Source organism: Ignavibacteria bacterium (genome assembly GCA_017302895.1).
In the GTDB taxonomy this organism is placed as follows: Bacteria; Bacteroidota; Ignavibacteria; order Ignavibacteriales; family Ignavibacteriaceae; genus UTCHB3.
In genome coordinates, this window is sequence record JAFLBV010000001.1 from 1361374 (window position 1) to 1383111 (window position 21738).

The following is a 21738-nucleotide window of genomic DNA, read 5'->3' on the forward strand; positions in this document are numbered from 1 at the left end:
CACCGTTAGAACACACCACATCCATACAGTTCATGAATGATAAAAGAGGAATGTATGAGCATTAACTGGCACAATATCAGACCAATAAATGGTGATCAAAAAGAAGGATTCGAAGAACTAGTTTCCCAGTTAGCTCGAAAAGAAGATATTTCGAATAAGAGACATTACTTCAGAATAGGTAAACCTGATGCTGGAGTTGAATGCCTATGGATTCTGAATGATGACACAGAATGGGCTTGGCAGGCAAAATATTTCACATCCAGTCTTGATACTAGCCAATGGAAACAACTTGATGAATCTGTGAAAACAGTGATGAGTAAGCACCCAAAAGTTGTTAAATATATAATCGCAATCCCAATAGATCCTCCCGATGCGAGAGTTGAAGGAAGAAAATCTCTCCTTCAGAAATGGGATGAACATATTGTAAAATGGCAAGGATGGGCAAAATTGCGAAATCTTACCATTGAATTCATTCCTTGGTGGCATTCTGATTTCATTCAAAGATTTCAAAAACAGGAGAATGCGGGTTTTTTAAAATTTTGGTTTGATAAAGAATACTTTAATGACGAATGGTTTGAAGATAAACTTGAAATATCGATCGCTAACTTGGGAAATCGTTATACATCAGAGATAAACTTTGAATTAGATATTGTTAAAATATTTGATGGTATAGCTCGTGACAATAAATTTTATGCACAATTACACAAACAATTCGATGATCTCCTAATCAGTCTCAAAAAAATTAAATCAGGATATGAGGATAGTGAATTATCAAAGCAATTTAGTACTTTGACTCGTTTTTGTGATTCTCTTAACCAGGAATATATAAATATAATTTCGATTAAAGAGAACCAGTACGATTTTGGAATATTGGTATCTAAGATGAAAGAAGTAACATCAATTCTAAATAGTATTGATAAAATAATTGATGAGTTAATTCCTAAATTAAATCAAAGATCTAAAGAAAGTCTTGAGTATTTGAAATACAATTTAAGAAATGCTTATTCGCAAATTGTAAATTTTGAGTCATTTATAGTCAGCAAAACAGTAGGCTTATTTAATAAACCATACCTATTGTTAGACGGAGAGGCTGGTGTAGGTAAATCGCATCTACTAGCAGACATAGCCAATATTCGTCAAAAAGAAGGGAAATATTCAATTTTACTTCTTGGCCAACATTTCAATCGAGAGGAAAATCCGCAGAAACAAATATTAGATCAGTTGGATTTAAATTGTAGATTTGACGAATTTCTTGAGGCGTTAAATTGTAAGGCCCAAATTTCAAGGACTAGATTAATGATAATAATTGATGCTATCAATGAGGGGGCTGGTAGAAAGTTTTGGCCGGATAACTTGAACGGCTTCATTAAATCGATTTCAAAGTACAGCTGGTTAGGATTGGTTATTTCAATTCGTTCATCCTATCTTAAATTATTTGAAGATAATATTAAAAATTTATCTAGGGAACTTATACAATTTACTCATTTTGGATTCAGGAATGTTGAGTATGAAGCATCAAAATTATTCTTCAAGAATTACAACATTGAATTGCCAAGTGTTCCACTTTTGCATCCTGAATTTCAGAATCCTCTCTTTTTAAAAATTTTCTGCGAGGGACTTAATAAGGCGGGGTTCACAAAAATTCCAGACGGGATTGACGGTATTACTCAAGTTTTTGATTTTTTTATCTCCAGTATTAATAAAAAGCTTTCTTTGCCCAAAAATTTTAATTATTTACAGGAATTAAATCTAGTTAAAAAAATTATACATGAAATAACAAAGTATAAATCGATTCACAATTTATTTTATGTGCCACTCGATACTGCAGTTGAAATTATAACTGAAATCCAAAGAAAATATAATATTAATGGGAATTTGGCTGAAGAGTTGATTGCCGAAGGGATTTTTTCAAAAAATCTATTTTGGAAAGAAAAAGGAAGTTATGAAGAAGGTATATATATATCGTATGAGCGCTTTGATGATCATTTAGTCGTTTCTGAAATCTTAGAAAAAGTATCAAATGAAAAAATTAAGGAGTGTTTTGAATCTCAGGGTGCATTATTTAACTTTATAAAAGATGAATATGCGATTAATCAAAATAGAGGAATAATCGAAGCACTCTCAATTCAATTACCTGAAAAGTACGGAATTGAATTATTTGAGTTATTAAGAGAGAATGATAATTATGAAATAGCTGAAGCATTTGTTAGCAGCCTACTTTGGAGGAAGAACAAATCATTGATTGAGGAGAGAGTAGTTGACTATATAAATAATGTAGTTCTAAACTTTGAGGGGACGCATGATTATTATTGGGATACAATAATTGCAGTGGCTATCAATCCTAAACATTGCTTCAATGCAAATAAAACTCATGCGGTGCTTAGTCGTTATTCATTAGCTGGACGCGACGAATGGTGGACCCAATTAATACATAGCTGGTATAATGATGATTGGTCAGTAAAGAGATTGATAGATTGGGCTTGGTCGTCAGAAGGTAAAAATCACATCTCTGATGAATCCATCGAATTGGCCGCAACAATGCTCGCTTGGTTTCTAACAAGTTCCAATCGTAAACTAAGGGATTCAGCGACAAAAGCCCTCATTTGTATTCTGGAAAATAGAATTCATATCGTGATCAATTTGCTGAAAAAATTTGCGGATGTCAATGATCCGTATGTCAATGAGCGTATCTATGCTTCTGCATATGGTTGTATCTTACGAAGTGAAACAAGGCAAAACTTTAAAGAATTAAGTGAGTATATATACGAAACAATTTTCCATCAAGAGAAAGTATATCCACATGTGTTAATGAGAGATTATGCCCGAAACATCATAGAATATACTTTAACCTTGGGAATAGAGTTGAATATTGATGTAAAATTGATTCAGCCCCCGTATAAAAGTAATTTCCCACCTATACCTCAGGATATTGAAATAGAGAAATACGAAATTGATCATAATAGTTCTAACTTCAGAGATTATTATTGGAGTATCAATAAAATACTTTATTCAATGGAAGTTGAACATTCAAGAAATGGTAAAAATGTGCATTACGGAGATTTTGGAAGGTATGTTTTTCAGAGTGCATTTAATTATTGGGAGGAACTTAATATCTCCGATCTGAAAAACATTGCCATCAAAAAGATTTTTGATATGGGTTATTGTGCAGAGAAACATGGTTCGTTTGATCACAAAATAGGATATCGCGACCGTCATTACCATGAAGCAGAAAGAATTGGGAAAAAATACCAGTGGATTGCTTTGCATGAGCTTTTGGCACAGGTATCAGATAATTACCCAATGAAGGTACCTTGGTTATGGGGTGATGAGATAGAATTGATAGATTATTGTGGTCCATGGGAACCTTTCTCAAGAGATATTGATCCTTCAACAATCGGTAAATACTCTGTAACCAATTTATTGAATATCCAACCAAAAATTGAATATAACAATTGGAGCACAGATAATCATCAATGGTTGAAAAGCATTTCGGATATACCGGATCCAAAATTATTGATAGAAAATAGCTCAAAAGAATGGGTAATGCTTGAGGGTCATTATGATTTAACTGAAGAGAGAATATTGGGTCATGAATACTATTCAATTCCGCAGAAAAGTTTTTGGTATATTATCAAGAGCTATCTTGTCCCTGCAGACCAGTATGAAAATGTCTGCAAATGGTTGCTTGACAAAAACTTTATGGGAAGATGGATGCCAGAATCGCAGGATAGATATGAAATATTTAACAGGGAATATTACTGGTCTCCGGCGCATCAGTTTTTCAAAAAAGAATATTACGGCGGAGAACATGTAAGCAAATTATATGATAGAGAAAATGACAAAGAAATCGGAGATATTATCGTCACTACCGAATCGTATTTATGGGAAGCTGAATATGATTTTTCAAAAGAAAAAGTGTTACGATTATTAAAGCCATGTGGTCGGATTGTTGAATTACTTAAGCTTTCATATAAAATCAATGAAAGTTATATGTATTCTGAAAATGGAGAATTGGTATGCTTTGACAACTCAGAGGGGGATTCGGGTGATTCGTGCTTGTACTTTAGAAAATCTGCAATAATGGAATTTTTAGAGAGGCATGATTATAGAATAATCTGGACTGTTTTATGTGAGAAAAACATTATGGGTGGGGATAATCGTAATAATTATGGGAAGTGGCCTACTGGGTCAGGAATATATACAATAATAGATGATGAAATAATAGGTAACATAAATCAGTTTAGTTAAGAATCTTTGTTATTCCCTCGTTTCGGCTGAAAAAAAGGTGGTGTTAAGAGTTTGGCTTATTTTGGAGGTGAAATTATGCCTATAGCCAACGCTAAATTGTAATGGTTCACCGATAAGTAGATTAATTGGTTAATGAATTAAGATATCATTGAATGAATATATCTCACTGATTTTAACTGTTGAGCCTCTAACAAGATAATTTTTCCTCCGTAATACTTTTATGAATTCTTCCAAGAAAAAAGTAATTAGGCATCAGGTAATGCAGAGAACAGTGTACCTTTCCGCCACTAAAGTATTACACATATTTATCGCCTGCTTGGATAGTCTCAACCCGGATTAAGCGTCACTTTCGAGACCGGGAGGATCCCTTTCTGAATAGCTCTCCGATACTGTGGAGTATATTTGAATATTCGTAAATTTTTTGACTGTACCCAAAAATGGGTTCATGAGCTCCTACCAAAACTATAGACTATTTCAAATTACACAAAACCACTGACACTCCCGGACATTCTCCAAAACTTTGAACAGTCTCCAAGAAAAAGAGGACTTTTTCATCTTTCCTCTCGGCTTAAAAGGGGTGGTCTTATCTGCTTCTATAAAATGCTATCACCTTGTCCTTACTAGCCGTAAACCTCTTCGTCCGTTATTAGTATGTGAGGCTCCTACATTTCTACTTCGAGACACCCTGCAGTACTCTTCACTAGTGTCCCAACCACCACCACGCAGAACACGCGAGAAACTATAGTCGCCCATATCCCAACACCACTCTGGTGCATTCCCACTCATGTCATATAGTCCAAGTTCATTTGGCTTTTTCTTACCCACTTCCTCTGTTCCACTGCAGGAATACCAACCAACTTCTTCAAGATTATTACTACCTGAATACACATAACCTTTACTCTTATTGCCTCCACTTGCAGCATATTCCCATTCTTCCTCGGTTGGTAATCTGTACCCGTTCGCGGTGAAATCACATGTAATTTCCTTGCCACGACCTGAGTATACCCGCTGCAGACCTTCTTTTTCACTTAGTTTATTACAAAATTCCACCGCGAGATACCAATTAAAATCATTGGCGGGTCTTTTACTTCCTTTAAAAGTTGAATGGTTTTTCGCCATTACACTCTCCCACAACTCTTGAGTTACTTCGAATTTAGCGATCTCAAATTTTGACCAACTCTGTCCCCTGTACTCAAATGTTTTTCCTTCAACCACTACAAATTGGCTGTCAAATATCGGGTATAGTATCTGCTTCGTAGCGACTATTAACACCAATAGAATAACTGCACCTAGACAGATTCTAAGCACCAACTTTTTATTTGTTGTAATCGCTTCAATATAATTGTTTGACATGATATCTCTCCTTCTTGTTTATTTCGTCTGAAAACTGACCAATAATTCGCTGAAAATTGACCGGCTAAATATAATTAATTATCGAGAATATTTTTCATTCTGAAGCTTTTTCCGGATATCAAAACAGGATGAGAATGATGTAAAAGCCTGTCAAGAATCGCGGAAGCCACAATCTCATCGTTAAAGATCTCTCCCCAAAGTTCAAAAGGTTTATTGGTCGTAAGAATACAAGAGGTTTTCTCATACTTTTTAGATATGAGTTGAAAGAATATTCTTGATGCATCTTTTGCAAACGAAAGGTAACCCAGTTCATCAATGATCAACAAGTCATATCGTGATAAAGCATCAAGAGTTTTATTCAGGACTCCGGCAGCCTCAGCAGCGACAAGTTGTTCCAGAAGATTCTGAGCTTGTGTATAGAGTACCCTGTATCTTTGAGAGACAGCCTTTATTCCAAGAGCGATAGCAAGGTGTGTTTTACCGACTCCCGGAGGTCCGACAAAGATGACATTGACTCCTTTGCCTATATAGCTGCAATTTGCAAGTTCTCTGATCAGACTCTCATTCAACTTTGGCTGATATGTAAAGTCAAACTCTTCAAGCCTCTTAATCTGGGGGAAGCCCGCAATCTGCATCTTTCTGTTAATTGATCTCTCAATTCTGTTGGTAACCTGTTCCTCAAGAAGTTTAAGGAGATACTCCTGATATGATACCTTCGTATTTACCGCCATCTCGGCTTCCCTCAGATAACATTCTGCTATTCTGTGAAGTGCGAGGGACTTGAGTATTCCTTCCACTTTCTGATTGATGGTAAGATTACCGGGCGGCAATTCAACATTCTTCTTCATAATTTAATCCTTGTTGATTATTTTTAAGTGGAACAAAAAACAAAATCTTTGCGAAGGGGAGAGAAGTGAATAACCTGTCATCTCCTTCTCCCTTTCAAAAAGATTAGAAAAGTTTGTATTCATTCAATCTCCTGGTCAGTCCTTCCCCTTTGGGAAGTACTGCTTTTGTGCCTGTCTCATTTACCTTTATCTCCGGTTTAACCGACTGCAAAAATCCGTTCAAGACCGACAGGGAGAAGGTATTGTATCTTATGCATTCCCTGCATGCGGCAATAAAATCTTCTCTGTTGTACAGATTCATTACTGAGACTACTCCCTTGATGGCTGTAGTGGGATGTTTCTTGTTCTGTATAAGGAGACGACTGACATATTCTTCGAGTTCGGGATATTGCAACAGAATTATTCCCTTCAGTCCTGTTGCGGTTCGCAGATGATGCAGTCTTGGAGCAAAGTGATCTTTGTTGATTATCACTTCATTTTTGGTCAGGGATATTCTGTGTGATGCGATAAGTTTCCCTTTTTCAGAGTAAACCTCAAGGAAGTATCCCCGTGATACCTTTATCCAGGCTTGCTTGTTTGCATATTCAAGAGGAACAGAATACCTGCTCCCGCCAAAAGAGAGCATCCCGTCAGAGGATATCTTTCGGATTACCTCCCTGACACTGATAAAGTCTTTGACAGGCAGAGGAATGAAGGAGTCTCTCTCTTCTTCAATCATTAAAGAGGGAATCCCTTTTGTGGTTGAATGCGCCCTGTCGTTTACCTTATGCTGGAACTCCTTTAGTTGTCTTAAGAACTCTTCAAATGTGAAGTACTCATTACCCGAAATAAAATGATCTTCGAGATACTGATTCGACTTCTCTACCTTTCCCTTACTCCAGGGATGTCCCGGTAATGACCGTGTCACCTCAAACCCGTAGTGTGCCGACAAAGATGCATAGTGAGGATTTATTCTGAAGTTGTTTACCGATGCATTTGTAATAAAGACAGATGCATTGTCGGTCTGTATTCTTTCCGGGACTCCTCCAGACTCCCTGAGAGACTTCTGCAGTGCATCAAAAGTACTTCCCTGAGTTACATCAAGGGATGCCTCAAAGACTCTGAACCGGGAGTATCCGTTTATGTAGGTGAATACATGTACCTTCGTCAGGCTCCCGCCGATCATTACTGTGTAGTCAGACCAATCGAATTGGGATTGCTCTCCGGGGGCTGTCTCATAACGGGTATATCCTTTGGGTTGTGAGGCAATCTCATCTATCTCTTTGAGATATGAGTAGAGTGTTGTTTTCCCTCCCGTATATCCTTTGCTCTTTAGCTCCTCGAATATCCTGGAACCTTTAAGATGTTTCTTTAACCGCAGCTCCCGTATATACTCAGAATACCCGTTTAATTGCTGATTGACTTTTGGGGGACGCTTGTATACCGGTGATTCATCTTTGGAAAGAGCTGCTTTCACAGTATTATGTGAACATTTTAACTGACGGGCAATCTCTCGATTACTCATCCCGGGGTTCTTCTTCTTGAGTACTTTTATTGTCATCCATCTACAACTATAAAAATTTTTGTTTGTCAGGTGGTCAATTTTCAGGCGGAAATAACAGATACGCTCAAACAAAAAATGCAGTCCCAACTGAAAGAACTGGATGACAATTTTCAGGCAGAGTTGCAGAGGGCGTTTAGGGGGGAGTAGGATTTTGAAGATGTGGATTGGATTTTCGAAATCGTTTCGAGTGAAGAAAAAATTAATTGACTTGATTTCGACTAATTTGGTCACAGGGAATTTCCACGATATGATTTTTAAGTTAGAAACCAATAATTAGACTTTTTAGGAAACAAGTACGAAATAGTCAATTGTGTTATAAGAAAAGCATCGAAAACATGATGGGTTTTTTTTTATTATAAAGGAGGATTTGAAAAATATTTTAGATAATTAAGAATTGTTATAATAAACATTCGTAATTATTTAAAGAATATATTTACAAAATATTCATATATTTCCTTGTTTTAGTGGAAAAGTACTTGCTTTTTGATCTAAAGATGGTTAAGTTAAGCCAAATTGATTTAACAAAATCTTTTTTTGATTCAATGTATAATGCTTTTTCCATAAATTTTAGTTTGAGTCGTATCAAAAATTAGTAGGTTTACGAATTTATTTTGTAATAATATTGATTATATCTAAAATAATCAGTAATACTACTAATTCCCAGACATTATACAGCCTTTCAGGAAATGTTTCTCTCGAGGGTTATTTACCTGATTGATGATTGCTATTTGTAGCTCCTCTTGTGGTATTGTTAATCTTCACAAGAAAGTAGAATTTCATGAATTTAGTTAAATAAATTTGGCGCTTCCTAAAATGCTAAAAAGTCCAAATATATTTTAATAAAGAAGAAAGAGTTATTAAGTGATATTATGGATGGCGGAATGAAAGTATCAGATGCTTCCAGGAAGTACGATTTTCCGGTACCTGTAATTCTTCAAAGGAAAATGCGTTAGTTTGAGAGAGCCATGGGTATCTTCGAGGCACCTGTAAATAGAAAAGCCGGTGAGAAGCAGATTATCCATAAACAAACAGTAAGAAGGAATTTCTTAAAGGTTAAATTCTCATGAGTGTCTGAAATTAAACCCGGTTTTGACAATAATGATGCGAAAATCAGCGCACAAGATAGATTGAGAACAATGGAATCGAAAGACTACACAGAGTTCTGCATTTTCCAATTCTGAAGACTTTTTGCTCAGAAGAAACGATCAAAGAATTGCTGAAAGAAAAAGTAAATTGTTTGAATCTCAACTATTAATATCAAAGAGAAATATTCTCGATATATTTTCTTAATTTAAACTGATTATTCAACTTTTTAGTGGACCGGCATCGTATTTCGGGCAACTGAATCAATCCACATGTATAATATTTGTGCATAAAATGTTTTTAGGAGTATTCAATGAAATCCAAGAGCACATTTGTCTATATTATCATTTATATGTTACTTTCATCAAGTTTCACATTAGCTCAATGGGTACAAACCAACGGACCAGATCAAATGGTAAGATGCTTGGCTGTCTGTGGAACAAATCTGTTTGCTGGGACTATTTCTTCTGGAAATTTTGGACCAGGAATATATCTCTCAACAGATCATGGAACAAGCTGGACAGGGGTCAATAATGGAATAACTGGTCGTGGGTTGTTTGTTAATGCTCTTGCTGTCGATGGCACAAATTTGTTTGCAGGGACTCGGGGTGGAGTATATCTCTCGACAAATAATGGAACCAGCTGGACTCCTGTAAATAATGGACTACCTGATGGATGGGAGGTTACTTCTCTTGCTGTCAGTGGAACAAATCTGTTTGCAGGGATTTATGTTCTAGGAGTATATCTCTCGACAAATAATGGAACCAGCTGGACTCCTGTAAATAATGGACTACCTGATGGATTGATTGTTAGTGCATTTGCTGTCAGTGGAACAAATCTGTTTGCCGGGACTTATAGTCATGGAGTATATCTCTCAACTAATAATGGAACAACCTGGGCTCCTGTAAATAGTGGATTAACTGGTATTGCAATGTATGTTGATCATTTTGCTTTCATTGGAACAAATATGTTTGCAGGGACTCGAGGTGGTGGAGTATATCTCTCAACAAATAATGGGACAAGTTGGACTGCTGTAAATAATGGATTACCTGATGGATCGATGGTTAATGGTTTTGCTGTCAGTGGAGCAAATCTGTTTGCAGCGACCTATTATGGTGGAGTATATCTCTCAACTAATAATGGAACGAGTTGGACTGCTGTAAATAGTGGATTACCTGGTACTGATTTGATTATTTCTGCTCTTGCTCTCAGTGGAGTAAATCTGTTTGCAGGAACATTTTGGCATAGGGTTTGGCGTCGTCCACTTTCTGAAATGATTGCAATCACGACATTTCCACACATACAAATATCTTCCTCTACAATTATCCAATCTGGCGTCCTTGAAATTACCGGTAATCAATTTACTCACGGAGGACAGGTATCTTTGGGATTCACAAGCTCTTCAGGGGTTAATATTCCACAAGTAATAATGAATGTAAATTCAAACGGAGAAATTAGTTATAATTTTAATGCTTCAACTTATCCGCCTGGCAATTATAATGTAGTTGGTTACGATATAACAACAAATAAATACACAATTAATAGATCATTTGAAATCATTTCCAGTGCGCCTGTTATTTATTCCATTAAAGTAACTGCGCCTTCCAGTGGATATATGGCCTATCCCGGACAGGAGTTTAGAGTCTCATGGACAGATAAAATGAGTTTATCATCTAATTATCCAATGGTTGGTGCCTGGAGAAAGTACAAATATTTTATTGATTTATCTTCTGATGGTGGCTCGACATGGAATAGAAAAGATAGTTTGTATGGTTTAGGCCCAATAGATGAATTTGTAAATCTAAACAAAGGTATTAGCCTAGATCAGCCGGGACAAAATTATAGAATTAAAATTATCGATTTTTATAACACTTCCAGAAACGAAGTAAGCGCAGTATTTACAGTTTCAAATCAGGCACTCACCAATCTTAAAGCGGATTTCATGTGGGATTACAGTTATAACAACCGGCTGGGAAAACCAATCGGGTGTGTGGCAGATGGAATTTCAAGGATTTATATCCGTTTATATAAAATAAATCCAAGCACGGGTAAGGATATAAGCAAAGTAGAATTTTCACTGAATGATGGAACTTCTGATTTGAGAACTAATGGAAAGTTAAAAGTTGCATCTGTTATTGATCAGTGGTCTGATGAGGCAAATGGAGCGAATTTACTTTCAGCGTCAGTTAATTCTGCAATTAACGATACATTTTGGGTATGGTATGTAGCTCCTGACGATTTCGTCAGAACCGGCTACGGGGATGAATTTGATGGTTCCAGAGAGGTACAATTAACAATAAATGCGACATATACAGATAACACTTTTGAAATCGTACCTGTTAATCCCATTAAAATTTACCGACCCCCTTTAATGTTAGTACATGGTTTGGGTGACTACCCAGTTTTATGGGATCATTATCCTCTAAAGATTGAATATAGTTATTTATTTCCAATTATTTCGACTCCACCAATCGGCAATAGAGACCATTATGAGTATAATGCGAAAGGCTTATTAAAGTTGAATAATTCTCTTGATGGAGATTCTTTTGAAGATGTAATCGAATCAACGAGAGTGGATAAACGGGTTGCCTGTAATCAGTTATATTATGTTGGTCATAGTATGGGAGGCATATTACCCCGCTATTGTGAAACCTATCTGAACAGTAGTTTTAAGACACCCAGAAATTATAATAGTGGTTTTATTAATAAACTCATCACAATTGATACGCCGCATAGAGGTTCGCCTTGGGCAGATTATTTATATAGTCTAAATACATCCGGTGCCTATATCGCAAAAATTTTCAGTCTTTGTCCAGGATTTTTTCTCAATGCGTTTTTTGATTTTAACTATCGAGTATCGCCGGCGGTTAATGATTTGAGAATTAACGGCGGAGTAAAATTTAATACCTCTGCTATTAAAGCTAATGCAATAGTGGGTGATATGATAGATGGCAATGAACCGGATATAAACAATATTCCAAATTCAATTATTGACCAATTAAATTATAATAAATTTTTTCCCATCGGCTTATCCTTTTTAGACCTGTTTCATAATAAACCATTTTATTTTTCAAAAAGAAATTTTTTGAAGAAAATTAACGAAAATCTTTATTCATTTAATAACCAAAATGATTTTATAGCTAATAGTGATTTTATTGTTAGTACAAACAGCCAGGGATCGGATCCTGATATAACAGCCTCAAATATATCCTACATTAGTGGATATTTCCATTCTCAATTAACAGGTTCGCCGGGCATTGTTAATGCTACCTATAATAAAGTAATTGAGATATTGAATTCAAGTATTGATTCGCCACTTTTAGGGTACTTCTCCCAAACTTACTCTACCAGTACAAAATTGGCAGATAAAATCAATACTGCAGTGATATCGAAATTAGATACTACATTCATAACTCCTTTCGAACCCATTCCATTTTCTTCTTTCAATGTGAACAGTAATAAAAACATTTCATTTTATATTAGTGATACAACCGGTTTGTCAAATGTCGGTATCATATTTCAGACTAATAGTTTTCAAACTTCAGAAAAGAATTTTAGTTATAATTTTAGTGTACAAACGGATGGTAATTATTTAGATACACAAAAGGTTTTAATTTATGCATTTTATCAAAGGGGTGATTCGGTAATACTATCAACCAAGGAAATACCGGTAATTGTATCAACGGATGAAAGTCTGATATCATTCAATGTAACTCAAAAAGTATTTAAAATGCGTAAAGGGGATAGACAGACCCCTAACTTTAAGGGCGTTTTCGATACATTTCTTTCTGAAATTGGTACTCAGGGAACATGTATCTCTACCGTTGTTGAAAATGAAAATATTGTAAGGTTTAACGATAGCGAAAAAACATTTGAAGCTGTTGGAAACGGGGAAACCTGTGCAATAGTCAGCTACAAGGGAAAATCTGACACGGTTTATTTCAAAATAAATGGGGAGGGGTTTGTACCTGTTGAATTGACATCTTTTACCGGAGTTCAGAGTGGAAATAAGATTTCATTAAAATGGGAAACACAAACAGAGACAAATAACAGGGGTTTTGAAATTGAAAGGAAAAACCTAAATGAAAAGGATTTCACAAGGATAGGTTTTATCGACGGCAATGGAACTACCACCAAACCGAGAGGCTACAGTTTTATCGATTCTCCGATAGAAGAGGATCTGTATTTTTATCGGGTAAAGCAGATTGATTATGATGGATCATTTACTTATACACCGACCATACAAGTTGACTTTCATGGTGTTCCTGTGAATTTTGCTTTATTTCAAAATTTTCCCAATCCGTTTAATCCAGTAACAAAGATCAGGTATTCCATCCCAAATACAAGCACGGTAAAAATTCGGATTTATAACTCTTTAGGTGAAATGGTTAAACAAATTGTTAATGAAATACAGGGAGCAAATAATTATGAAATCGAATTTGATGGATCAGGATTTGCAAGTGGAGTTTATTTCTATTCACTTGAGGCATATGCACTTGAAGGTGGGCTGAGATTTCAGAATACGAAAAAAATGATAGTATTAAAATAACAACTAATACATTCATTATAGTTGACGGTTTCTAATGCTTAATCTTAACTTCATAACTAACTATTCTACTTTTTGGTGAACCAGTACAGTGCCCTTAATAGGCATTGAATGGAGATAGATGAAAAAATCATTTTTTTTTGCAATAATTTTATTCACCATAATCTTACCTCATCCAAGGGATCAGGTCAAACTTACAACCGAACGGGGTACGATCATAGTTGATCTAAAAAACCCTGAAGGAGATGCGGAATCCTTTAATAAACATTTTGACGATCTTCAGTCTTGGTATGATTATGGTACAGTAAGTATACAAAAAGACCCGACAGTAGAGAAATATATTTTCACTATTACCCCCGTTGGAGTATTCGGTGACAGTACACCTGTGAGAGATGTAAGTTTACAAAGTACTGATACTTCAGACGTGTCCCATATCCTCAAGAATTATATAGATATGGATACGGGCTATCTGACTCTCGAGGATGTTGAACCGGCAAAAGGTAAATCGAAGTTCGAATACAAACTCTTAAAGGGGGATAAATTCACTTATAAGATTACTTCCATCATAGATTTCTCCCTCGATGCGAAAACAGAGCAAGTAGTTGACACAAAAATGCATCTCAAATATGTACACCTTGTCGATTTCGAGGTCAAGAATGTAGATATAACCAAGATAGCAGAAGTAAAAGTGACCATCAGAAGCATTAATATAAAGTCGAAAATTAATGGTGAAATTAGTGAGTACAGGACGGGCGACAAACTCGACTCTGCGAAAGAGGTTGACTATAGGTCTGAAAAGGCTTTAACCTCCCACCCGTTTTTTGTGAGAATCGACAAGAACGGAGGAATTCGCGAAATATTTGGGATAAACAGTATAGTAGATGCCATAACCATTCAGAGGGATGGTGAAATGGATTCAGATCATAAAAATATAACTGCCGATTTGATAAAAAGTCGTCTCGAAGATATAATCAGGCAGGTATTCGTATCGTTCTCTCCTGGGTCACTTAAGGCAAACGAAACCTTCAAAGACAAGAGACCTGAAAAAAACATTATTGGCGGGTACAACTTAAATACCACCATACTTTATACCTTGAGAGAAAAAGGTAAATATAAAGGAAGCAACATCTCTGTAATTGAGGTGGGGTATGATTTCTCTTGCGATTTATTTCCTCAACTTAAGGAACAGGGTGTAAAATTTGACAGGACTAAGTTTACCTACGATGGGAGAATATTCTATAATGACGATCTTGGCAAACTTCAGAAATTAAAAACCGATGTTACTTCAGAGGTTGCGTTAAGTGGAAGAATCCATAATGGTAAAGGTGGAGTAATGGATTATACACACATTCAAAAAACACGCTCACTTACAGTTTCTGAAATTATTAAATAGTATAACTTTGGAAACCCGGGCTTCTAGTGTGGTGATTTTAAAATTGGCATACTAATCCTTTAAAGCCTTGCCCTTATCTGTCCCCTGAAAAGGTTTGTACTGGTTCACCAAAAAGTAAGATAATTAAATAAGGAATTAAGATATCATGGCGAGAATATTTCTCTCTAATCCTCATAGTTGAGCTTCGAAAAATATATTTTTTCTTTCCAGAGCACTTTGATCAATGCTCATCGGCAAAAAGTTTTCGGGCATCAGGTAGTGCAGAGTATAGTGTACCTTTCCGGCGTTAAAGTACTACAGATATTTATCGCCTGCTTGGATAGTCTCAACCCGGATTAAGCGTCACTTTCGAAACCGGCAGAATTCCTTTCTGAACAGCTCTTCGATATTTTGGAGTATGCTTTAATATTTGGAAATTTTTTGACTGAACCCAATAGAAGGGTTCCGGTGCTCTTAATTTTGCAATATCCGGAGCCTTTGAGTTTAACCAGTTCTTGAGCCAATCCAATTTCTTTAGTACCACATCCACTTCGCCAGTGGTTGCCGGATGAACTTCCACAAATATGACCTTGCCGTTAAATCCGATGACATAATCCCACCGGTTGGCTCTTGGGTAAAGAGCGACAGTTGTTGTATCGATATCAACGCTCCCCTCCACTTTAACATTATTTGGTACCATAACTTTTGAGGAGTATTTCCCAAGTGCTGAAGGATCAGTCCTGTTATTTTATGAAACACCCCCAGTGAATAACCAGTGAAGAAATCTCTTTTGAACAATGCCAAATATAACTATTTTTGGGGGGATGATTATCGGGGAGAGAGGGGGGATTGATGCTGAGAAAATTTTATCTTTACCCGCAGAGTTGTATTTTAGGCAGATGAATTTTATTAATCATTGAAGGAGTCCGATGTATGAGAAAAGACCTCTCCTCGATAGATCAGTACATTTCTGAAGCTGATGAAAACGCAAAGGAAATGCTTCGTTCGCTGCGCGAAATAATTTCTAATGCTGCACCCGGTACAACAGAGTGCATAAGTTACGGCATGCCGGCATTTCGTCTCAGGCGGGTGGTTGTGTATTTTGCAGCTTTCAAAAATCATGTCAGCCTTTTCCCCGGAGCGTCGGGTGTTGCAACATTTGCAGAGGAATTGAAACAATGGAAGTGTTCGAAAGGCACGATACAATTCCCGTTAGGTCAACCGCTTCCGGTCGAACTCATCCAAAAAATTGTTGCTTTCAGGTTGAAGGAAGAAACTGAAAGAGATAATTCAAGAAAAAACACTTGACAAGTGATCCAATAATTGCGGAATTGTCACTCCTTTTCAGATTTCGAAGGTTTGTCGGTAGGACAATCGAGGACGATTGTCGCTCCTTTTCAGATTTAGAGAGTTTGTCGGCAGGACAATCGAGGACGATTGTCGCTCCTTTTCAGATTTCGCGGGTTTGTCGGTATGACAATCGAGGACGATTGTCGCTCCTTTTCAGATTATGAGAGTTTGTCGGTAGGACAATCGAGGACGATTGTCGCTCCTTTTCAGATTTCGCGAGTTTGTCGGTAGGACAATCGAGGACGATTGTCGCTCCTTTTCAGATTATGATAATTTGTGAATAAACAATACAGATTGAAAATCCGTGAGAATCTCCCAAAGGGATGCCTTCGGCACGTTACATCCGTTAAATCCGTGTTCCATTCTTCCATCCGTGGGGATCCGTGTTACATCCGTGAAATCCGTGTTACCATAAGCCTCTCTGCGTTAATCTGTTTAATCTGCGTGTATCTGCGTCCCCTACCCATATGTCGCCACAAGGGCTCATTTTGAAGTGTCGCCCAGGTTCTACCCATATATCGCCACAAGGGCTCTACTCGCTGCAATAAATTATTTGTAATAATGGTCTTGGGTTCTTATATTTGTAGTTCGATTTTTTGGACAATTGCGTTGAAAATAAAGATATCCGCATTGGAGTTTGGCAGGAACGAGTTGGATTACACAGGAAATGTGTCAGAACTTGGTCTGGAAGCGCCATTTTACGGTAATTACGAACTTTTTATATCGATTGACAAGACACATCAGCAGCTATTGGTGGATGTGAATTTGCTTGTAAATGCGAAATTTGAGTGCGACAGGTGCACGACAGACTTCGAGTCGAAGCGGGATATCAGCTTTACACTTCTCTATCTTTTTGATGAAAGAAGTCAGGAGACGGATGATCCCGATGTAAATTATTTATCGAGGGAAGCGGATAAAATAGATATTACAACCGAGTTGTACGACTATGCATATCTGGATATACCGTTCAAGAAATTGTGCAGTGAGGATTGCAAAGGACTTTGCCCCCGCTGCGGAACAGACCTGAACAAAAGTGATTGTAAATGTGAAAAAGACCCGATAAACCCTGTATGGGCGGATCTTGAGAAACTAAAAGACGATTTTAAAGAAGATTAATTAATAACTTAAATTGACGGAAATTAGCGATGCCAAATCCTAAAAGAAAAATGTCGAGAACCAGAAGAGACAAAAGAAGAACACACTATAAAGCTGTTGCTCCTTCAGTAGGTTCATGTCCAAATTGTGGTGAAGTAAAGATGAATCACCATGCATGCCCTTCCTGCGGATATTATGCAGGAAGATCGATGTTTCTGCCCAAGAAATAGTCTGACCGGCGAATAAGATGCAAAGCCCCGGAAAAATATCCGGCAAGTGTAGAGTTGTGCTTGATGCGATGGGTGGGGATTTTGCCCCCCTGAACGAGATAAAAGGGGCTATTGATGCGGAGAGGGAAGACAAAGATCTGGAAGTGTGGCTCACCGGAGATAAAAACCGGATAGAGCAGGTGCTTGCGGAGAACAATCTTCAATTCGACAAAAACCGTATCATAAACTCAAGTCAGGTTGTAGCGATGAGTGACCAGCCTGCTCAGGCATACAAGGCGAAACAGGATTCTTCATTGGCTGTCGGATTGCGTTTAGTAAAAGACGGCAACGCTGATGCATTTGTGAGTGCCGGAAACACCGGTGCTGTCATGTTGTTTTCAACATTGATTTACCGGAAAATTAAAGGAATAGACCGCCCTACGATTGGCACACTGATGCCATGTATCGGCGGTTTTTGCACAATATTCGATGCCGGTGCGAGTGTTGATTCGAAAGCCCATCACCTTGCGGAATATGCCGTCCTCGGTTCCATTTATGCCGAAGAGATGCTTGGAAAACCGAATCCAAGAGTCGGTGTTATAAGTGTGGGTGAGGAAGAAAGCAAAGGGAACGAAGTTTCAAAAAAAGCCCTGCAGATGATAAAACCCCTCGGTCTCAATTTTATAGGGAATGTGGAGGGGAAGGATATATTTAAAGGAAATGTGGATGTAGCCGTTTGCGACGGTTTTACCGGCAATATCCTTTTAAAATTTGCAGAAGGAGTAATGTACCTGCTGAAGCATCTCTTTAAAGAGTATGCAGATCAGGGCATTTTTAATAAAATTAAAGTTGGCTTGTTCAAAAGTTCATTAAAATCGATCTTTTCAAAGCTCAACTATGAAAATTACGGTGGTGTGCCGCTTCTCGGTGTGAACGGGATAACGATAATAGGACACGGATCAAGTTCACCTCTTGCAATTAAAAATATGATACACAAAGCTGCAGAAGCACACCGGAAAGACCTGCTTGCGAAACTCGCGAGTGCGATTGCAACCCGTAATATCGACCACAACGAAGGAAACCCCGAATGACCAACAATTCCAAAATAAATGCCACGATTACCGCGGTAGGCATGTATGTGCCTGATGAGGTGCTCGACAATGATTATTTTTCAAGTTACCTTGATACGAATGATGAATGGATAGTTTCGAGAACCGGAATTAAAGAGAGAAGAATTTTAAGAAATGGTGCCACAAGCGACCTCGCTTATGGTGCCTTAAAAGATTTAATGGACTCTTCGGATCTGAAAGCCGAAGAGATTGACGCAATTATTGTAGCCACCGTGACCCCCGACATGCTTTTCCCTGCAACCGCATGCCTGGTACAGGAAAAAATCGGAGCGAAAAACGCCTGGGGATTCGACCTTTCAGCAGCATGCTCAGGATTCCTTTTTGCGCTTCAGACAGGTGCCAGTCTTGTGGCATCGGGCGCATATAAGAAGGTGGTCGTAATCGGTGCTGACAAGATGAGTTCCATTGTGGACTACTCTGACAGGAACAATTGTATATTGTTCGGAGATGCAGCCGGAGCGGTTTTGCTTGAGCCGACTGAGGATAAATCCCTCGGAATAAAGGATTCGATACTTCATGTTGACGGTTCAGGAGCCGATTATTTGCACATGAAAGGTGGCGGAAGCCTTAATCCACCATCACATGAGACCGTTGACAACAAGATGCACTACCTCTATCAGGAAGGGAAAGCCGTTTACAAAAGAGCGGTTCTCGGAATGGCAGAAGTGTCGGCTGAGATTATGGAGAAAAACGGTTTGAAGGGTGAGGATGTGGCTTGGCTCGCACCACATCAGGCAAACCTTCGCATCATCGATTCCACTGCGAGCAGAATGGGAGTCGGTATGGACAAAGTGATGCTGAATATTGAAAAATATGGAAATACAACCTCGGGCACCATCCCCACCTGTCTGGCAGAATATTACAGAGCCGGAAAAGTAAAAAAGGGTGATAATGTGATTCTTGCCGCCTTTGGTGCCGGATTTACATGGGGTTCGATTTATCTTACCTGGAGCATGGACTAAAATGGCAAAGAGGGCTCTACTTTTTCCCGGACAGGGTTCGCAGTATGTCGGAATGGCAAAAGACCTCTACGACAATTCTGTTGAAGCCAAAGAAATGATCAAGACCGCAGATGATGCGCTCGGAGTTCCCCTTTCCTTTATAATGTTTAACGGTCCCGAAACCGATCTGAAGCAGACTGAATATACACAGCCTGCAATTTTTGTTCACAGCGTTGTGCTTGCATCACTTCTAAGACGACTCGATTTTGAAGGAGCTGCGGGGCATTCACTCGGTGAATATTCAGCTCTGGTTGCCTGCAACGCCGTGCAATTTTATGATGCTGTAAAGCTCGTGAGGTTCAGAGGTCAGGCAATGCAGCAGGCAGGAACCGATTTTCCCGGTACAATGGCTGCGGTAATCGGTCTCGACAGACCCGCTCTCGAAGAGATTTGTGCCGAGGCATCCGCAACAGGCATAGTTCAATGTGCCAACTTCAATTCGCCCGGACAGATTGTACTTTCGGGAAGTGTCGATGGTGTCTTGAAAGCGATGGAACTCGCAAAAGCAGCCAAGGCAAGGCTTGTCACTCAGCTTCCCGTTTCGGGAGCATTTCATTCCCCGCTTATGCAATCTGCAAAAGACAAACTCGAAGCAAAACTTGATACAGTTCATTTCTATGACGCAAAATTTCCGGTTTACGCAAATGTGACCGCCAAACCCGTCACAGAGAAGGAAGAGATAAAGAAAAATCTCTTTTTACAGGTAACTGCACCTGTTTTGTGGGAGGATACAATTCGCAACATGATAGCTGACGGCTTCGATGAATTTGTCGAAGTGGGTCCGGGAAGAGTGTTGCAAGGTCTTGTAAAGAGGATTGACCCCTCTGTTGCAACCGCCGGAATAGATAAATACGCAGATATTGAAAAATATTTATAGCTCTATATTCATTATTAACTAATATTTAATATATTTCGAACCCAATATGACAGAATTAAAAGAGAAGAGAGCACTCGTAACAGGCGGCTCCAGAGGAATCGGAAAAGCGATAGTTGAAGAGCTGGCAAAACAGGGCTGCTCTGTCGTTTTTACTTATCAGTCCTCGGAAGAAGCTGCAAAAGCCATCGAGGCTGAGCACGCTGCCGAAGGAAGAAAAGTACTCGGATTCAAGGCTGATGCTGCAAGTTTCGAGGATGCTCAAAAAGCGGTCGATTTCACGATTCAGAATCTCGGCGGATGTGACTTTCTGGTGAACAATGCAGGAATTACCCGTGACAAATTTCTGATGATGATGAAAGAAGCCGATTTCACCGAAGTAATGGATGCCAATCTTAAGAGTGTTTTTAACTACACAAAGGCTGTAATGAAGCCGATGATGTCGCAGAGATTTGGAAGAATCATCAACATCACTTCTGTTGTGGGTCTTACCGGAAATGCCGGACAGTCCAATTATGCAGCCAGCAAGGCGGGCATGATAGGCTTTACCAAATCTGTTGCAAAGGAAGTTGCTTCCAGAAATATTACTTGTAATGCAGTTGCCCCCGGTTTTATTCAGACTGACATGACTGCGAAACTTAAAGACGATATCAAACAAGAATTATTAAATCATATTCCGCTAAAAGCTCTCGGAGAACCCGGACACATCGCTAAAACTGTTGCGTTCCTCGTTTCTCCGGCTGCCGACTATATAACCGGACAGGTTATAGCCGTCGATGGCGGGATGACGATGTAATTTTTTATTATTAACTTAACAAATAGGAGTAGATAATGGACATTGAAGTAAAATTCAATCAAATTATTCAAGACAAACTTGGCGTAGAAGAATCACAGATCACACCTGAAGCAAGCTTCAGAAACGATCTTCAGGCAGATTCACTCGATCTCATGGAGCTTTTCATGGCTTTCGAATCAGAATTTAACATTCAGGCACCCGAAGATCAGGTTGAAAAACTTGATACAGTTGGTGCTGCACTTGCCTTCATCAAAGAAGAAACAAGCAAAAAATAACTTCTCTTTTGCCGG

General features: G+C 38.3%; 15 protein-coding genes. 11 read left to right on the plus strand and 4 right to left on the minus strand.

Annotated elements, in window-relative coordinates:
• The first annotated feature begins 54 nt into the window (after positions 1 to 54).
• On the plus strand, positions 55 to 4248 hold the full coding sequence (locus J0L60_05345) for an ATP-binding protein (protein MBN8545544.1): 4194 nt from the start codon (positions 55 to 57) through the stop codon (positions 4246 to 4248).
• 606 nt (positions 4249 to 4854) lie between these two features.
• Here J0L60_05345 and J0L60_05350 read toward each other — a convergent pair.
• The 3 genes from J0L60_05350 to istA form a co-directional block, all read right to left on the minus strand.
• The gene (locus J0L60_05350) at positions 4855 to 5601 is read right to left on the minus strand and encodes an SUMF1/EgtB/PvdO family nonheme iron enzyme (GenBank protein MBN8545545.1); all 747 of its coding nucleotides are present in this window, start codon (positions 5599 to 5601) and stop codon (positions 4855 to 4857) included.
• 74 nt (positions 5602 to 5675) lie between these two features.
• The gene (gene istB, locus J0L60_05355; GenBank protein ID MBN8545546.1) at positions 5676 to 6449 is read right to left on the minus strand and encodes an IS21-like element helper ATPase IstB; all 774 of its coding nucleotides are present in this window, start codon (positions 6447 to 6449) and stop codon (positions 5676 to 5678) included.
• Positions 6450 to 6552: 103 nt separating this feature from the next.
• A complete protein-coding gene (gene istA / locus J0L60_05360; GenBank protein ID MBN8545547.1) occupies positions 6553 to 7989 on the minus strand; it encodes an IS21 family transposase in 1437 nt (478 codons plus the stop codon).
• A 1399-nt stretch (positions 7990 to 9388) separates the two neighbouring features.
• Here istA and J0L60_05365 point away from each other — a divergent pair.
• Both J0L60_05365 and J0L60_05370 read left to right on the plus strand, forming a co-directional pair.
• Complete coding sequence (locus J0L60_05365; protein ID MBN8545548.1) at positions 9389 to 13624, plus strand: T9SS type A sorting domain-containing protein; 4236 nt, start codon at positions 9389 to 9391, stop codon at positions 13622 to 13624.
• A 118-nt stretch (positions 13625 to 13742) separates the two neighbouring features.
• The gene (locus tag J0L60_05370) at positions 13743 to 15014 is read left to right on the plus strand and encodes a hypothetical protein (protein MBN8545549.1); all 1272 of its coding nucleotides are present in this window, start codon (positions 13743 to 13745) and stop codon (positions 15012 to 15014) included.
• Between the two features lie 325 nt (positions 15015 to 15339).
• On the opposite strand, the gene J0L60_05375 is transcribed toward J0L60_05370, so the two are convergent.
• A complete protein-coding gene (locus J0L60_05375) occupies positions 15340 to 15693 on the minus strand; it encodes a hypothetical protein (protein MBN8545550.1) in 354 nt (117 codons plus the stop codon).
• Positions 15694 to 15926: 233 nt separating this feature from the next.
• Here J0L60_05375 and J0L60_05380 point away from each other — a divergent pair, with 233 nt between their 5' ends.
• The 8 genes from J0L60_05380 to acpP all read left to right on the plus strand — a co-directional run bounded on the left by J0L60_05380 (position 15927) and on the right by acpP (position 21723).
• Positions 15927 to 16301 (plus strand): DUF1801 domain-containing protein, encoded by a 375-nt coding sequence (locus tag J0L60_05380; protein ID MBN8545551.1) that lies wholly within the window; start codon positions 15927 to 15929, stop codon positions 16299 to 16301.
• A 651-nt stretch (positions 16302 to 16952) separates the two neighbouring features.
• Entirely contained in the window at positions 16953 to 17459 is a 507-nt protein-coding gene (locus tag J0L60_05385) for a DUF177 domain-containing protein (protein ID MBN8545552.1), read from the plus strand.
• A 29-nt stretch (positions 17460 to 17488) separates the two neighbouring features.
• Positions 17489 to 17668 (plus strand): 50S ribosomal protein L32, encoded by a 180-nt coding sequence (gene rpmF, locus J0L60_05390; protein ID MBN8545553.1) that lies wholly within the window; start codon positions 17489 to 17491, stop codon positions 17666 to 17668.
• Positions 17669 to 17685: 17 nt separating this feature from the next.
• A complete protein-coding gene (gene plsX / locus J0L60_05395; GenBank protein MBN8545554.1) occupies positions 17686 to 18738 on the plus strand; it encodes a phosphate acyltransferase PlsX in 1053 nt (350 codons plus the stop codon).
• Positions 18735 to 19739 carry a ketoacyl-ACP synthase III gene (locus tag J0L60_05400; protein ID MBN8545555.1) on the plus strand — a complete coding sequence of 335 codons (1005 nt, stop codon included), beginning with the start codon at positions 18735 to 18737 and terminating at the stop codon, positions 19737 to 19739. Before plsX ends, J0L60_05400 begins: the two co-directional genes overlap by 4 nt.
• Before the next feature lies 1 nt (position 19740).
• A complete protein-coding gene (gene fabD, locus J0L60_05405) occupies positions 19741 to 20655 on the plus strand; it encodes an ACP S-malonyltransferase (GenBank protein MBN8545556.1) in 915 nt (304 codons plus the stop codon).
• Between the two features lie 46 nt (positions 20656 to 20701).
• Positions 20702 to 21448, plus strand: coding sequence for a 3-oxoacyl-[acyl-carrier-protein] reductase (gene fabG / locus J0L60_05410; protein ID MBN8545557.1), 747 nt, complete (start codon positions 20702 to 20704; stop codon positions 21446 to 21448).
• Between the two features lie 35 nt (positions 21449 to 21483).
• The gene (gene acpP, locus J0L60_05415; GenBank protein ID MBN8545558.1) at positions 21484 to 21723 is read left to right on the plus strand and encodes an acyl carrier protein; all 240 of its coding nucleotides are present in this window, start codon (positions 21484 to 21486) and stop codon (positions 21721 to 21723) included.
• Positions 21724 to 21738: the final 15 nt, after the last annotated feature.

What these genes read in the sequence shown, in the direction of transcription:
- J0L60_05345 (MBN8545544.1), top strand. Translation starts at nt 55, where the DNA reads ATGAGCATTAACTGGCACAATATCAGACCAATAAATGGTGATCAAAAA.
- J0L60_05350 (MBN8545545.1), bottom strand. Translation starts at nt 5,601, where the DNA reads ATGTCAAACAATTATATTGAAGCGATTACAACAAATAAAAAGTTGGTG.
- istB (MBN8545546.1), bottom strand. Translation starts at nt 6,449, where the DNA reads ATGAAGAAGAATGTTGAATTGCCGCCCGGTAATCTTACCATCAATCAG.
- istA (MBN8545547.1), bottom strand. Translation starts at nt 7,989, where the DNA reads ATGACAATAAAAGTACTCAAGAAGAAGAACCCCGGGATGAGTAATCGA.
- J0L60_05365 (MBN8545548.1), top strand. Translation starts at nt 9,389, where the DNA reads ATGAAATCCAAGAGCACATTTGTCTATATTATCATTTATATGTTACTT.
- J0L60_05370 (MBN8545549.1), top strand. Translation starts at nt 13,743, where the DNA reads ATGAAAAAATCATTTTTTTTTGCAATAATTTTATTCACCATAATCTTA.
- J0L60_05375 (MBN8545550.1), bottom strand. Translation starts at nt 15,693, where the DNA reads ATGGTACCAAATAATGTTAAAGTGGAGGGGAGCGTTGATATCGATACA.
- J0L60_05380 (MBN8545551.1), top strand. Translation starts at nt 15,927, where the DNA reads ATGAGAAAAGACCTCTCCTCGATAGATCAGTACATTTCTGAAGCTGAT.
- rpmF (MBN8545553.1), top strand. Translation starts at nt 17,489, where the DNA reads ATGCCAAATCCTAAAAGAAAAATGTCGAGAACCAGAAGAGACAAAAGA.
- plsX (MBN8545554.1), top strand. Translation starts at nt 17,686, where the DNA reads ATGCAAAGCCCCGGAAAAATATCCGGCAAGTGTAGAGTTGTGCTTGAT.
- J0L60_05400 (MBN8545555.1), top strand. Translation starts at nt 18,735, where the DNA reads ATGACCAACAATTCCAAAATAAATGCCACGATTACCGCGGTAGGCATG.
- fabD (MBN8545556.1), top strand. Translation starts at nt 19,741, where the DNA reads ATGGCAAAGAGGGCTCTACTTTTTCCCGGACAGGGTTCGCAGTATGTC.
- fabG (MBN8545557.1), top strand. Translation starts at nt 20,702, where the DNA reads ATGACAGAATTAAAAGAGAAGAGAGCACTCGTAACAGGCGGCTCCAGA.
- acpP (MBN8545558.1), top strand. Translation starts at nt 21,484, where the DNA reads ATGGACATTGAAGTAAAATTCAATCAAATTATTCAAGACAAACTTGGC.